The organism is Mesorhizobium sp. M0601 (genome assembly GCF_040320845.1).
GTDB lineage: Bacteria > Pseudomonadota > Alphaproteobacteria > Rhizobiales > Rhizobiaceae > Mesorhizobium.
This window is the reverse complement of sequence record NZ_JAMYQK010000014.1, coordinates 83,348-97,465: the sequence shown is the minus strand read 5'-3', so window position 1 is coordinate 97,465 and position 14,118 is coordinate 83,348. Positions and strand designations below refer to the sequence as shown.

General features: G+C 64.2%; 11 protein-coding genes. 7 read left to right on the top strand and 4 right to left on the bottom strand.

Annotated features, from left to right (window positions below; genetic code table 11):
* Positions 1–56: 56 nt before the first annotated feature.
* Positions 57–935, bottom strand: a complete 879-nt coding sequence (locus NKI41_RS15540; RefSeq protein WP_352540732.1) for a class I SAM-dependent methyltransferase — start codon at positions 933–935, stop codon at positions 57–59.
* Between NKI41_RS15540 and NKI41_RS15535 the strand changes: the two genes are divergently transcribed.
* Complete coding sequence (locus NKI41_RS15535) at positions 897–1,682, top strand: TetR/AcrR family transcriptional regulator (protein WP_352470974.1); 786 nt, start codon at positions 897–899, stop codon at positions 1,680–1,682. The genes NKI41_RS15540 and NKI41_RS15535 overlap by 39 nt on opposite strands.
* Before the next feature lie 92 nt (positions 1,683–1,774).
* Positions 1,775–3,151 (top strand): TIGR03808 family TAT-translocated repetitive protein, encoded by a 1,377-nt coding sequence (locus NKI41_RS15530; RefSeq protein WP_352470973.1) that lies wholly within the window; start codon positions 1,775–1,777, stop codon positions 3,149–3,151.
* Here the strand turns inward: NKI41_RS15530 and NKI41_RS15525 are convergent.
* Both NKI41_RS15525 and NKI41_RS15520 read right to left on the bottom strand, forming a co-directional pair.
* Positions 3,144–4,148, bottom strand: coding sequence for an asparaginase (locus tag NKI41_RS15525; RefSeq protein ID WP_352470972.1), 1,005 nt, complete (start codon positions 4,146–4,148; stop codon positions 3,144–3,146). The genes NKI41_RS15530 and NKI41_RS15525 overlap by 8 nt on opposite strands.
* A gap of 26 nt (positions 4,149–4,174) precedes the next feature.
* A complete protein-coding gene (locus tag NKI41_RS15520; protein WP_352540731.1) occupies positions 4,175–5,341 on the bottom strand; it encodes an acetyl-CoA acetyltransferase in 1,167 nt (388 codons plus the stop codon).
* A 226-nt stretch (positions 5,342–5,567) separates the two neighbouring features.
* Between NKI41_RS15520 and betI the strand changes: the two genes are divergently transcribed.
* Genes betI through betB form a run of 5 tightly spaced genes read left to right on the top strand, consistent with a single transcriptional unit; the run spans position 5,568 to position 11,870 of the window.
* A complete protein-coding gene (gene betI, locus NKI41_RS15515) occupies positions 5,568–6,158 on the top strand; it encodes a transcriptional regulator BetI (protein WP_352454288.1) in 591 nt (196 codons plus the stop codon).
* Positions 6,155–7,684: a choline-sulfatase gene (gene betC / locus NKI41_RS15510; RefSeq protein ID WP_352470970.1), complete on the top strand. Its 1,530-nt coding sequence runs from the start codon at positions 6,155–6,157 to the stop codon at positions 7,682–7,684. The genes betI and betC overlap by 4 nt, the downstream gene beginning before the upstream one ends.
* Positions 7,684–8,691, top strand: a complete 1,008-nt coding sequence (locus tag NKI41_RS15505; RefSeq protein ID WP_502901210.1) for a threonine/serine dehydratase family protein — start codon at positions 7,684–7,686, stop codon at positions 8,689–8,691. Before betC ends, NKI41_RS15505 begins: the two co-directional genes overlap by 1 nt.
* 3 nt (positions 8,692–8,694) lie before the next feature.
* Complete coding sequence (gene betA, locus NKI41_RS15500; protein ID WP_352470968.1) at positions 8,695–10,347, top strand: choline dehydrogenase; 1,653 nt, start codon at positions 8,695–8,697, stop codon at positions 10,345–10,347.
* Positions 10,348–10,406: 59 nt separating this feature from the next.
* Positions 10,407–11,870: a betaine-aldehyde dehydrogenase gene (gene betB / locus NKI41_RS15495; RefSeq protein ID WP_352540730.1), complete on the top strand. Its 1,464-nt coding sequence runs from the start codon at positions 10,407–10,409 to the stop codon at positions 11,868–11,870.
* On the opposite strand, the gene NKI41_RS15490 is transcribed toward betB, so the two are convergent.
* Positions 11,834–14,104, bottom strand: coding sequence for an AGE family epimerase/isomerase (locus NKI41_RS15490; protein ID WP_352614914.1), 2,271 nt, complete (start codon positions 14,102–14,104; stop codon positions 11,834–11,836). The two genes, betB and NKI41_RS15490, sit on opposite strands and share 37 nt — an antisense overlap.
* Positions 14,105–14,118 lie beyond the last annotated feature (14 nt).

Below are 14,118 nucleotides of genomic sequence, written 5' to 3'. Positions count from 1 at the left end.
ATTAGACAGCTGCTTGGGGTATAAAGCTGAGCATGCGAATGCCTCAACTTGGCGCACTATCGCGCTTCGCGGGCCGCAAGGCTAAGGTCCGGTTGCGCAACTAGGTAGCGGAGCCCCTTGGTTCCGACGTCGCCTTGCTCAACGATATTGAAGCCGTGCCGGCCGAGATCCGCTGCAACTTTGTCCAAATCGACGTAACCATGCCGGTGGAGCCGAAAGGTGCTCTTCCGGCGCGGCGGTTTTGCAAAATCGACGATAAGCACGCGACCGCCCGCCTTCAGGACGCGGAAGGCTTCTCTGCCGAAATCCTCGCGGCCCTTCTTTGGAAGATGGTGGAACATCAGCGTGCTGAGGACGACATCAAATTCCCCATCCTTGAAAGGCAGTTCCTGAGCGGTGGCGGTCGAGAACCCGACTTGTAGCCCGGCTCGCCGGGCCTTTGCCGTCGCGCGCGCAACCATTTCGGCGGAGGCGTCGACGCCGTGCACGCGCCCCTCCGGCGCCACTTTTTGTCTGGCAAGGAGCGCGGTGGTGCCGGTGCCGCACCCGACATCCAGGACCACTTCTCCCGGTTTCAGCTCCGCAAAGCTTAATATCCTTTCGCGAAAAGCACGTTCGCGACCGAAGGTCAGAAGCCACGCCAGCATATCGTACAGGGCGGCGGAATGAAGCGTGATGCCGACATGCAGCGCCTTCTCCTCGCCGGCGGCCGGTCTGCGGTCCTTGGCGGACAGCCGCCCGTGAGCGCTTTGCCATATCAATAAGCTCGCGACTACGACGAGTGCACCAGCATGAAGCAGGAGGACGGGAACTCCCAAGGAAAAGACCGCATTTGCCTGTCCCAACGAGAAAAATGCCGCGAGCACCACGGCCACTTTGACGAGCGCGACTAACGCATGCCCTCCGACTATTGTTCCGAAAAGACGTTGGTGCATTGCTTTATCTCCGGCCAGCCGGGCATCGCGCCGGGCCTTCCGCAAGAGCATAGGATACTGGACAGTGTGTCCAGTATCAGTTTTACTGGCCACATCGCACCGACGCGCCCAATACTGGACGATTTGGTGTCCTTTGGCCGGAAAAGGATGTTGCCCATGCCAGCCGGACCGATCGACCGTCGGGTCGCCAGGACCCGCAGCCGACTGCAGCAGGCGCTTTTCAGATTGACCGCCGAGAAGGGATATACGGCGATCACGGTCGAGGATATCTGCAGGGAAGCCGATGTCGGCCGCTCGACTTTCTACACACACTATCCCGACAAGGACCGCTTGAGGAAAGCAACGATCGACGACCATCTGAAGACCCTGCAGGCACACGGTGCCGAACGCCATTCGCAGCGAAACGCCAAGGGCTTTTCCTTCAGCGGTCCGGTGTTCGAGCATGCTCATGCCATGCGGGAGATGCACCGTGCGCTGATGGGCGGGAAAAAGCGCGAAATGCCAGAAGAGATCCGCGGCTGGATAAGCAGGCAGGTTCGCCATGAATTGCCGAATATCCAAGGTGATCAAGGCGGAGTCAGACTTGAGATCGCCACACGCTTCATCGTTGGCGCGTTCTTTGAAGTGATGCACTGGTGGCTTGAGAGGGATACGAAGCTGTCTCCGGCGGAGATCGACCAGACATTCCTGCAACTTGCCTTCAACGGGGTAAATGCGGTGATCGCCGAGCCAACGAGGATCGAATAGGGGCCAAGCGTCAGATTTTCACCACGAGTTCGACCGGGCTAGTCTGGCACGAATCCTGCGGCGCGACCGTTGAACGCAAGGAATCTGTGCCGATGTTGAACAGACGAACGCTGCTTGCGCAGACCGCCGGCTTTGCCGTCATGGGGCTTTCGCTCGGCAAGGCAGCGGCGAAAAACCTGCCAAGCATCGAGAAAGCCGCGATGCGTGGCGCGATCAACGCGACCGAGCTCGGCGTCCGGCCCGGTGCGCTTGACGATCAGAGCAAGGCTTTCACCAAGCTGCTGCGCGACGCGCACGACCGCGACATGCCGGTGTTCCTGCCGCCGGGGATCTATATCGTTTCCAACATGTCGCTGCCCGGCCGCGTGCGGCTGTCCGGCGTGCCGGGCGCATCGCGGATCGTCTATGGCGGCAATGGCCATCTCATCATGGCCGAACGGGCCGAGCACATCGAACTCAGTGGGCTGGTGTTCGATGGCCGCAAACGCTGGATGGGCGACTACACGCAAGGCCTGCTCGATCTGCGCCGCATCGCCCATCTGGTCGTCGACAATTGCCAGCTTACCGGCAGCGGCAAGAACGGTCTGGCGCTCGAGCACGCCTCGGGCCGCATCGAGCGCTTGGAGATTTCCGGTGCGGCCGATGCCGGCATCTATTCGGTCGAGGCCGATGGCCTGGAAATATCAGGCAATAGCGTCTCCGACTGCGCCAATGGCGGCATTCTCGTGCACCGCTGGCAGGCGGCTGAAGACGGCACCATCGTCAGCGGCAACCGGATCGAGCGCATCCAGGCGCGCAGCGGCGGAACCGGCCAGAACGGCAACGGCATCAATGCGTTCCGCGCCGGGAACGTCATCATCTCCGGCAATATTGTCTCGGACTGCGCGTTCTCGGCGATCCGCGCCAACAGTTCCAGCAATTTGCAGATCACCGGCAACACCTGCTCGCGTTCGGGCGAGACGGCCGTGTATTCCGAATTCTCGTTCGAAGGCGCCGTCATCGGCAACAACATCGTCGATGGCGCCGCGAACGGTATTTCGATCGTCAATTTCAATGAGGGCGGCCGCATGGGCGTGTGCTCCGGCAACATCGTCCGCAATCTGTCGACCAGCGGCCCCTACCCTGCCGACGCGCCCGGCTTCGGCGTCGGCATCAGCGTCGAGGCCGACACCACCGTTTCCGGCAACGTCATCGAGAATGCGCCGCTCTACGGCATGCAGATCGGCTGGGGACCGTTCATGCGCAATGTGGTCGCCACGGGAAACATCGTCCGCAAGGCCGGAACCGGCATCGCCGTCAGCGTGGTTGAAGGTGCCGGAACGGCAATCATCTCCGACAATGTCATCGACGGAGTCCAGAACGGCGCGATCGTCGGCCAACGCTGGGCCGAGCGAGTGACCGGTGACCTCGCCGCATCAGGCAATGCCGGCTACGCGCATTTGACCGTCGAGCGCAACCACGTCAGTTGAGGGTGGCCGTCGGCCGGAGCGCACCGACTTTGGCACCGATCCGGCTCTCGATAGGCGGATTTGCCTGTTCGGTCAGTTTCGCAGCGAGCGCCTGGTCGGCGTGCAGCAGCTTAGCCAGCACGGCCGCGACCATCACTTCAGCGGCGCGGCCGGCGCCATCGTCGCACTTCAGCGCGATGCCAAGGCCAAGCTCCGGAAGGGTTGCACAAAAAACACCTTCGGCGCCTCCCTTGACGAAAATCCGGCCCGGCGCGGCCTCCATCATCGCGACATCGGACCTGCCCGTGCCGGCGACGAAAAACGGCTCGGCCATGCAGGCGGAAAGCAGCCGCTTCGCCGCCCGGGCGCGCATCGGCTCGAACCCGGCACCTGTCGCCATGCGGGCAAAGCCAAGGGCAAAGCTGCGCAGGGGCACGGCATAGGTCGGAATCGAGCAGCCGTCGGTGCCGCGGTGATCGGCGTCATGGGCAGCACCGGTCACCGCCTGCATCGCTTCGCGCACCATCTCCTGCGAGGCGTGGCCAGCCTTGACGTAACCACGATGGGCGATGCCGCTGTGAACGCAGGTGCAGAGAAAGCCCGAGTGCTTGCCGGAACAATTGTTGTGCAGCGCGTTCGGCACGCTGCCGGCGCGGGCAAGTGCCAGGGTCGCTCCATGGCTCGAAGGCCAATGCGCGCCGCATTCGAGTGCCGTCTCGTCCAAGCCGGCCTTCGCCAGCATGGCGCGCGCCAGCTCGACATGTGGCGGCTCGCCGGAATGCGAGGCGCAGGCCAGCGCCAGCTCCCGATCACCGAAGCCGTAGGCATCGGCAGCGCCGCTCTCGACCAGCGGCAGCGCCTGGATCGCCTTGACCGCCGAACGCGGGAACACCGGTTGTGCCGTGTCGCCGATCTCCCAGACAGGCTTGCCGTCGGCGTCGAAGACGGCAACAGCGCCGCGATGAGCACTCTCGACGATTGCGCCGCGCAAGACTTCGACCAGAACCGGATTTGCCATGTCACCTCCCGCGAATGCGGGCGGGTTTATCTGATCCGGTCGAGAATGGAAACGTAGTTGGCGACCGCGGCACCGCCCATGTTGAAGATGCCGCCGAGTTTTGCTCCCGGCACCTGGATGCCGCCCGCCTCGCCGACAAGCTGCATGGCGCTCAGCACATGCATCGATACGCCGGTGGCACCGATCGGGTGGCCCTTGGCCTTCAGTCCACCGGACGGATTGACCGGCAGCCTTCCATTTTTCGCCGTCTCGCCATCCAGGGCCAGCTTGGCGCCCTCGCCCGGCTTTGCCAGGCCCATCGCCTCATACTCGATCAGTTCGGCGATGGTGAAACAGTCATGCGTCTCGACGAAGGACAGGTCGCCGAGCGTCACGCCCGCCTGCTTCAGCGCCTGGTTCCAGGCCTGCTCGCAGCCTTCGAAGGCGAGAATGTCGCGCTTCGACATCGGCAGGAAATCCTGCACATGCTCGTTGGCGCGGAAGGCGACGGCGCGGCGCATCTTCAGCGCCGTGGCCGTGTCGGCAAGGACAAGCGCGGCGGCACCGTCCGACACCAGCGAGCAGTCTGTGCGCTTCAGCGGACCGGCGACGAAGGGGTTTTTTTCGCTTTCCTGCCGGCAGAACTCGTAGCCGAAATCCTTGCGCATCTGCGCGTAGGGATTGTCGACGCCGTTCTTGTGGTTTTTGGCGGCGATCATCGCCAGCGCATCCGACTGGTCGCCGTAGCGCTGGAAATAGGCTTGGGCGATCTTGCCGAAGACGCCGGCGAAACCTGCCGGCGTGTTGCCGTCCTCCGGCAGATACGAGGCCTTGAGCAGGTTCTTGCCGATCTCGGGACCGGGCGTCGTCGTCATCTGCTCGGCGCCGACCACCAGCACGATACGGGCGGCATTGGCGTCGATGGCGCGGATGCCTTGCCTGACCGCCGCCGAGCCGGTGGCGCAGGCGTTCTCGACGCGGGTCGCAGGCTTGAAGCGCAGCCGGTCGTCTGCCTGGAGGACCAGGCTCGCGGTGAAATCCTGGGCGGAAAACCCGGCGTTGAAGTGGCCGAGCACGATCTCGTCGACGTCATCCGGACCGATGCCGGCATGATCGAGCGCCTCGACTGCCACCTTGGTGATCAGGCCCTCCAGCGTCTCGCCTTCGAGCTTGCCGAAGCGCGAATGCGCCCAACCGACGATGCATGCTGTCATGGCGATCTCCATCCTGTGGACCCGGGCTACGCGATACTTGCAGCGCGCCTCAGCATTGTTCAAGCATGAACCGTTCCGCCGGCTTCGTGAAGGGGCCAGAACCGCACAATCGCTTGATCTTGATCATCTGGTCATAGTGCCTGGCTTTTGCCAGCAAATCAGGCCGGATTTTTGTTGATTGATGCGTCAATAAAAAATAATCTTGCCCCAACAGGCCGGAGCAAGAATGCCGAAACTCGGAATGGAGCCGTTGCGCCGCAGGGCGCTAATCGATGCAACGATCTCGGCGATCGGCGAGCGCGGTTCGCTTGATGTGACGATGTCGGAAATCGCCGGGCGCGCCGGCGTGTCCTCGGCGCTTGCCCACCATTATTTCGGCGTCAAGGACGAATTGCTGTTGGCGACGATGCGGCACATCCTGAGCGAGCTCACCGCCGATACGCGCCGTGCACTTCGCGCGGCCGGCACGGCGCGCCAGCGCGTCTCGGCGGTGGTCGCGGTCAATTTCTCCGACATCCAGTTCCAGCCCGAAACGATCGCCGCCTGGCTCGCCTTCTATGTCGAGGCGCAGAAATCGGCAGCGCTTCGACGGCTGCTCAAGGTCTATGCGCGGCGGCTGCATTCCAATCTGCTCAGCGGGCTGGCCGGGATCCTGCCGAGAAGCGAGGCCGACCGAGTCGCCGAAGCGACGGCGGCGCTGATCGACGGGCTCTATATCAGGCGCGCGCTGAAAGACGGTGTTCCCGATGCCGCGACCGCGATCGCACTGGTCGAGGACTATCTCGAAACGAAGCTCAGCGGACGGCAGAAGCAGTGACATCCAAGCGACCCAACATCCTGATCGTCATGGTCGATCAGCTCAACGGAACGCTGTTTCCGGATGGGCCGGCGGACTTCCTGCACGCGCCGCATCTGAAGGCGCTCGCCGCGCGTTCGGCGCGTTTTTGCAACAATTACACGGCCTCGCCGCTCTGCGCGCCGGGCCGCGCCGCATTCATGAGCGGCCAGTTGCCGTCACGCACCGGGGTCTATGACAACGCCGCCGAATTCGCGTCTTCGATCCCGACCTTTGCCCATCATCTGCGCGCCGCCGGTTATCACACCTGCCTCTCCGGCAAGATGCATTTCGTCGGGCCGGACCAATTGCACGGTTTCGAGGAGCGGCTGACCACCGACATCTATCCGGCCGATTTCGGCTGGACGCCCGACTATCGCAAACCCGGCGAGCGCATCGACTGGTGGTATCACAATCTCGGCTCCGTCAGCGGCGCCGGTACTGCTGAGATCACCAACCAGCTGGAATATGACGACGAGGTCGCCTTCCATGCCGTGCAGAAGCTTTATGATTTTGCCCGCGTCTCCGACGATGCCGCACATCGGCCCTGGTGCTTGACGGTTTCTTTCACCCATCCGCACGATCCTTACGTCGCACGGCGGCAATACTGGGACCTCTACGAGGATTGCCCGGCGCTCGAGCCTGAGGTCGGCTTCATTCCTTACGACAGGCAGGACCCGCATTCGCAGCGGCTCTACCGCGCCAGCGACTATGACAGGTTCGACATCACCGCTGAGCAGATACGCCGCGCACGGCGCGGCTATTTCGCCAACATCTCATATCTCGACGACAAGCTCGGCGAGCTGCTGTCGGTGCTCGAGCGCACGCGCATGCTCGACGACACGATCATCCTGTTCTGCTCGGATCACGGCGACATGCTCGGCGAGCGCGGCCTGTGGTTCAAGATGTGCTTCTTCGAAGGTTCGGCGCGGGTGCCGCTGATGATCGCCGGCAAAGGCATCGCCGCCGGGCTGATCGACACGCCGGTCTCCAACCTCGACGTGACGCCGACGCTTTGCGACCTCGCCGGCATCGACATCAGCGCGATTGCGCCGTGGACCGACGGCCAGTCGCTGCTGCCGCTGCTGAATGGAAAGAAGCGCTCCGCGCCGGTGCTGATGGAATATGCCGCCGAAGGCTCGAACGCGCCGATGGTGGCGCTGCGCGAGGGCCGTTACAAATTCATCCATTGCGAGATCGATCCGCCGCAACTGTTTGATCTTGAATCGGATCCGCTGGAATCGACCAACCTCGCCGCCGATCCGGCCAATGCGGCTTTGGTGACCGCTTTCTCCGACAAGGTGCGGGCGCGCTGGGACATGGCGGCGTTCGATGCAGCGGTGCGTGCCAGCCAGGCACGCCGCTGGGTGGTCTACCCGGCGCTGCGCAACGGCACCCATTATCCCTGGGAATTCCAGCCGCTGCAGAAGGCATCGGAGCGCTACATGCGCAACCACATGAACCTCGACCTGCTCGAAGAGCAGAAGCGCTTTCCGCGAGGCGAATGATGGCAGATAGTCTCGTCCCCTCGCTCGACCATCTCAGGCAGGCCTATGCCGTCACCTCCAAGGCGACGCAGGTCACGCCGCTCCTGGAATCGGCGGCACTTGCCCGCGAGACCGGCGCCGCCCGCGTCTTCGTCAAGGCCGAATCGCTGCAATGGGCAGGATCGTTCAAGGTGCGCGGCGCCTACTGGCGGCTGAAGAAGCTCTCGCCTGACGAAACCAAAAAGGGCGTCGTCGCCTACTCCTCCGGCAATTTTGCGCAGGGGCTAGCGGCGGCTGGCCAAGCCCTTGGCATTCCCGTCACCATCGTCATGCCGATCGACGCGCCGGCCGCCAAACGCGATGCCACGTCAGGGTATGGCGCGCGCGTGGTGCTGACTGACCATGGCGAACGCGCGCGTGAGGAAGTCGCCGCCGCCAGAGCGCGTGAGATCGCCGCGAGCGATGGCTTGGCGCTGCTGCACCCGTTCGACGATCCGGAGATCGTCGCCGGCCAGGCCGGCGCCGGACTGGAGGCACTCGACCAGCTCGCCGCCAGGCAAGTGGAGGCCGATGGCTTGTTCTGTTCGGTCGGCGGTGGCGGGCTGATCGGTGGCGTTTCGCTGGCCTTCCACTATCTGTCGCCCGCCACGGAGATCATCGGCGTCGAGCCGGAAGGTTTTGACGGCATGGGCTCGTCGCTCGCGCATGGCGCCATCGAAACCATGCCGATCGGACCGAAATCGATCTGCGACGGGCTGATGTCGCGGCGGCCCGGCGACGCGCCGTTCGCAGCGGTGAAGGCCGCCGGCGTTCGCGGCGTCACCGTCGACGATGCTTCGGTGCGGCGCGCCATGCGCCTCGCCTTCGAGCGGCTGAAGCTGGTGCTCGAGCCATCCGGCGCTGCCTCGCTGGCGGCGGTGCTCGGCGGCAAGGTCGACATAACCGGCAAGACCGTTCTGGTGATGGCAACCGGCGGCAACGTCTCGCTGGCCGATTTCATTGCGCATATGAACCACGGGCGCGCATGAACCATGCTTGAAGCGGATTTCGTCATCATCGGCTCCGGCTCGGCCGGCTCGGCCATGGCCTACCGGCTGTCGGAGGACGGCAAGCATTCGGTGATCGTCATCGAATATGGCGGCAGCGATATCGGGCCGCTGATCCAGATGCCGTCGGCGCTGTCGATCCCGCTCAATATGAGCCTTTACGACTGGGGCTTCGCCAGCGAGCCGGAGCCGCATCTCGGCGGCCGCGTGCTGGCGACGCCGCGCGGCAAAGTCATCGGAGGCTCATCCTCGATTAACGGCATGGTCTATGTGCGCGGCCATGCCCGCGACTTCGACCATTGGGCCGAACAGGGCGCGACCGGCTGGGGCTTTGCCGATGTGCTCCCGTACTTCAAGCGCATGGAGGACAGCAATGGCGGCGAGAATGGCTGGCGCGGCCACGGCGGCCCGCTGACTGTGCAGCGCGGCTCGAGGACGAACCCACTCTACGGCGCCTTCGTCGAGGCAGGCCGTCAGGCCGGTTTCGAGCTGACCGACGACTATAACGGCGCGAAGCAGGAAGGCTTTGGGCCGATGGAGCAGACCATCCGCGGCGGCCGTCGCTGGTCGGCCGCGAGCGCCTATCTGAGGCCGGCGCTGAGGCGGAAAAATGTCAGCCTGGTCAAGGGTTTCGCCCGGCGGGTAATTATCGAGAATCAACGCGCCACCGGCGTCGAGATCGAAGTGCGCAAACGGATTCAGATGGTCAGAGCGCGGCGCGAGGTGATCGTTGCCGCGTCCTCGATCAACTCGCCCAAGATCCTGATGCTGTCCGGCATCGGCCCCGGCCAGCACCTTAGGGAGAACGGCATCCCGGTGATCGCCGACCGGCCCGGAGTCGGCCGCAATCTGCAGGACCATATGGAACTTTACATCCAGCAGGAATCGACAAAGCCGATCACGCTGAACTCCGTCTTGAACCCGTTCTCGAAGGCGCTGATCGGGGCACAATGGCTGTTCTTCAAGTCCGGCCTCGGCGCCACCAATCATTTCGAGGCGGCCGCCTTCGTACGCTCGCGCGCCGGCGTCGACTATCCCGATATCCAGTATCATTTCATCCCGGCCGCGGTCCGCTATGACGGCAAGGCGGCGGCCAAGGCGCACGGCTTCCAGGCGCATGTCGGGCCGATGCGGTCGAAGTCGCGCGGTTCGGTCACGCTGCGCTCGCCCGATCCCAAATCGAAGCCGGTGATCCGCTTCAACTACATGTCGCATCCGGACGACTGGACGGAGTTCCGCCACTGCATCCGGCTGACCCGCGAGATCTTCGGGCAGGCGGCCTTCGATTCGTACCGCGGCAAGGAACTGTCGCCAGGTTCACATGTGCAATCGGATGAGGAGCTCGACGCCTTCATCCGCGACCACGTCGAAAGCGCCTATCACCCGTGCGGCACCTGCAAGATGGGCCGTGCCGACGATGCGATGAGCGTCGTCGATCCAGAATGCCGCGTCATTGGCGTCGAAGGGCTTCGGGTCGCCGATTCCTCGATCTTCCCGCGCGTCACCAATGGCAATCTCAACGCTCCGTCGATCATGACCGGCGAGAAGGCCGCCGACCACATTCTCGGGCGTACGCCGCTGCCACCTTCCAACCAGGAACCATGGATCAATCCGCGCTGGCAGGTGTCGGACAGATAGGCCATGATCCGGCGGACGCATATTCCGCATGCCGCGACAAGACGATTTGGAGAACAGTCATGCGCGCCCAGCCAACGGCATCGCATTATGTCAACGGCCGCTATATCGACGACGAGCGCGGCTCAGCGCTGCCGGTTATCTATCCGGCAACCGGCGAGACCATCGCCATGCTGCGCTCGGCGACGCCGAACGTGCTGGAGCTCGCGATCGAGGCGGCGCGTGCAGCACAACCGGCCTGGGCGCGGCTGAAGGCGGTCGAACGCGGCCGCATCCTGCGCCGCGCCGCCGACATTTTGCGCGCGCGCAATGCCGATCTGGCGCGCATCGAGACGCTGGATACCGGTAAGCCTATCCAGGAGACGCTGGTTGCGGACGCCCCGTCGGCGGCCGACTGCCTGGAATATTTCGGCGGCGCGGTCGCCGCCTTTAATGGCGAGGCCGTGGATCTCGGCGGACCCTTTGCCTATACCAGGCGCGAGGCGCTCGGCGTTTGCGTCGGCATCGGCGCCTGGAACTATCCGATCCAGATCGCCGGCTGGAAATCCGCACCCGCCCTCGCCATGGGCAATGCGATGGTTTTCAAACCATCGGAAAACACGCCGCTATCAGCGCTGGCGCTCGCCGAAATCTATACCGAGGCCGGGCTGCCCGACGGGCTGTTCAACGTGGTGCAGGGTTTTGGCGATGTCGGCGCCGGCCTTGTCGGCCACAATGTCGTCGCCAAGGTCTCGGTGACCGGCTCGGTGCCAACCGGCCGCAAAGTGCTGTCGCTCGCCGGCTCAAAGATGAAGCACGCGACGATGGAGCTCGGCGGCAAGTCGCCGCTGATCGTCTTCGAAGACGCCGACCTCGAAAATGCCATCGGCGGCGCGATGCTCGGCAATTTCTATTCGACCGGCCAGATCTGCTCCAACGGCACGCGGGTCTTCGTGCAGAGCGGCATCCATGACCGTTTCGTCGAGAGGCTGACCGAACGGACGAAGAAAATCCGCATCGGCGATCCGCTCGATCCGGACACGCAGATGGGGCCGCTGGTCTCGAAGGCGCAACACGACAAGGTCGTCTCATACATAGAGGCCGGCAAGCAGGATGGCGCGGTGCTCGCCTGCGGCGGCAATGTGCCTTCGCTGCAGGGTTTCCAGGATGGCTTCTTCGTCGAGCCGACGGTGTTCACCGGTGTCACCGACACGATGCGCATCGCCCGCGAGGAGATTTTCGGGCCGGTTATGAGCGTGCTGAAGTTTGACAGCGAGGACGAGGTGATCGAGCGCGCCAACGACACCGAATTCGGCCTCGCCGCAGGCGTGTTCACGCGAGACCTGGCGCGCGCCCATCGTGTCATCGCCGAACTGCAGGCCGGCACCTGCTGGATCAACGCCTACAATCTGACGCCGGTCGAAATCCCCTTCGGCGGCTTCAAGCAATCCGGCATCGGCCGCGAGAATTCGCTCGCGGCACTGGCGCTCTATTCGCAGCTGAAGTCGGTCTATGTCGAGACCGGGGATGTCGCCAGCCCGTACTGATCCTTGGGCGCCGTGCCGTCCAGATACTGCGTCAGCGCGCAGACGAGATGATAGAAGATGCTGGCCGGCACCTCGCTCGCCAAGGAGCGGCCACGCTCGTCGATGCGGTCGATCCACAGGCCGAGCGGCGCCGGATTGATGTGCCAGCGGAACAGCCGGCCGACCCGTGCCTCGATCTCCGGCTTCAGGTCGGGACCGCCCGAACCGTCCAGCGCGATCGCCGCCTTGATCGCTTCGGCCTGCGGCCAGCTGCGCGAGACGCGGTCGAGCGGCAGGCCTTGCCGCGAGACGGCGCCGTAGGCGAGGCCCGTGGCGCGGTTCAGGCCATTGGCGATCGCCGACGCGTAGAGCTTCCGCGCAAGGCCGGTCAAGCCGCTCTGGCCGCTGCGGCCGGCGAAGTCGACCAGCAGCGAGGCCCATTCGAAATGATGGCCGGGTTCGGTCCACGTGCCCTTCTCACCAGGGGTCGGCCGCCATTCATGGTCGAAATACTCACCCAGCGTCCAGCTTTCCGGGTCGAAGAAATGGCTGCGAAACAGATCGACGATGCGCGCGGCGCGACGAAGATGGGCGCGCTCGCCGGTCGCCTGATGCCAGGCCAGGAATGCCTCGAGCAGATGCATGTGCGGGTTGGAGCGGCGCTCGCCCTCGCCGCTCGAGGTCTCGCGGAAGCCGGTCAGGCGTTCGTCCTCGAGATGCGCGTCGATGAACGCAAAGGTCTCCTGGCCAAGCCGCAACGCATCGGGATTGCCGCACATATGGGCATGCGCCAGCGCCAGGAGCACGCAGGAATGGTCATAGGCATCCTCGGCGGCGTCGGCGACGGTGCCGTCGACGTTGAGCGTGCGTACCCAGCCGCCATTGTCGGTACGTCCGTGCCTGGCCATGAATTCGAGGCCGTGGCTGATCAGCCGATCGGCCGGGCCGTTCCAGCCGCGCGCCTTGGCGACGGCGAAGGCGTAGATCTGCCTGGCCTGCGTGCGCATGCGCTTGGGTTTCATCAGAGGGGCGGCATCGAAGCCGAGCGCCTCGTGGAACCCGCCGTGGCGCTCATCGACGCCGACCGTCGACCACAAGGGCACCGTCTCCTCGAACAGCCAATGGTGCACGCGGCGCTGCCAGGCGCCGCTTTCGATGACGCGGTCGTCGGCGGGCGTGAACCTGGTCTCAAGGCGGCCGCTTTTTTCGAGCTGCTCGACGATCTTCTTGACGTTCTGGCTGTGACTGACCGGCGCAACGAAAGTGGCGTCGGCGGTCGACACGATGGCGACGTCCTTCAGGCCTATGGCCGACAGCAGGCGGCCGTCGCTGCGGATATAGGAGTTCTCGCAATCGATGGCGACGACATCGCCGACGATGACATTGCCCTGCGTGTCGGAGGGGCCGACGTCGAGCAGCGATTGCCAGGAGCCGAGATCGTTCCAGCGAAAGCCGGCCGGCACCATGGCGATGCCGCTGGCGCGCTCCATGATCGCATAGTCGATCGATGTCGATGGGATGGCGGCATAGAGATCCAGAGGCATGTAGAGGCCGGAAAGATCCGATGTCGCAGCCTGGTAGGCAGCCTCTGTGGCGCTCCAGATGTCGGGCTGGAAGGCCATGAACGCGTCGCGCATGGCACTTGCGCGAAACAGGAAGATGCCGGTGTTCCAGTAGAAATTGCCAGCCTTGAGATAGCTCTGCGCCGTGGCGAGATCGGGTTTTTCGACGAAACGCGAGACATCGCAGATGCCATCGCGCTCGCCGGCCACCTCGATGTAGCCGTAACCGGTCTCGGGTTGGGCGGGCTTGATGCCGAACACAACCAGCCTGCCTTGGCGCGCGGCCGCCGTGCCGGCCTCGATGCTCCGCCAGAATTGCTGTGGCGTCGCGATCTCATGATCGGACGGCACCACCAGCACCAGGCTGTCGCCGAATTCCGACAGCGTGCGCAGGCTTGCCAAAGCGACGGCCGCCGCGGTGTTGCGTCCGGTCGGCTCGAACAGCGGGCCGCCGCCGGAAAGCTCGTGACCGGCAATGTCGGCATGAACGCGGTCGGCGTGCCTTTCCGAGGCAATCAGGAAAACCGGCGTTTCGCCTGCCGGGCGCGCGGTCAGCCGGCGCAGCGTCTTGGCCAGCATTGAGCCGTCGCCCGAGAAATCATGGAACTGCTTGGGATTGTCCTCGCGCGACAACGGCCACAGCCGCGAGCCGACGCCGCCGCTCATCACAAAACTGACGATCCGTTCGATCATGAAAACAAGCCCCG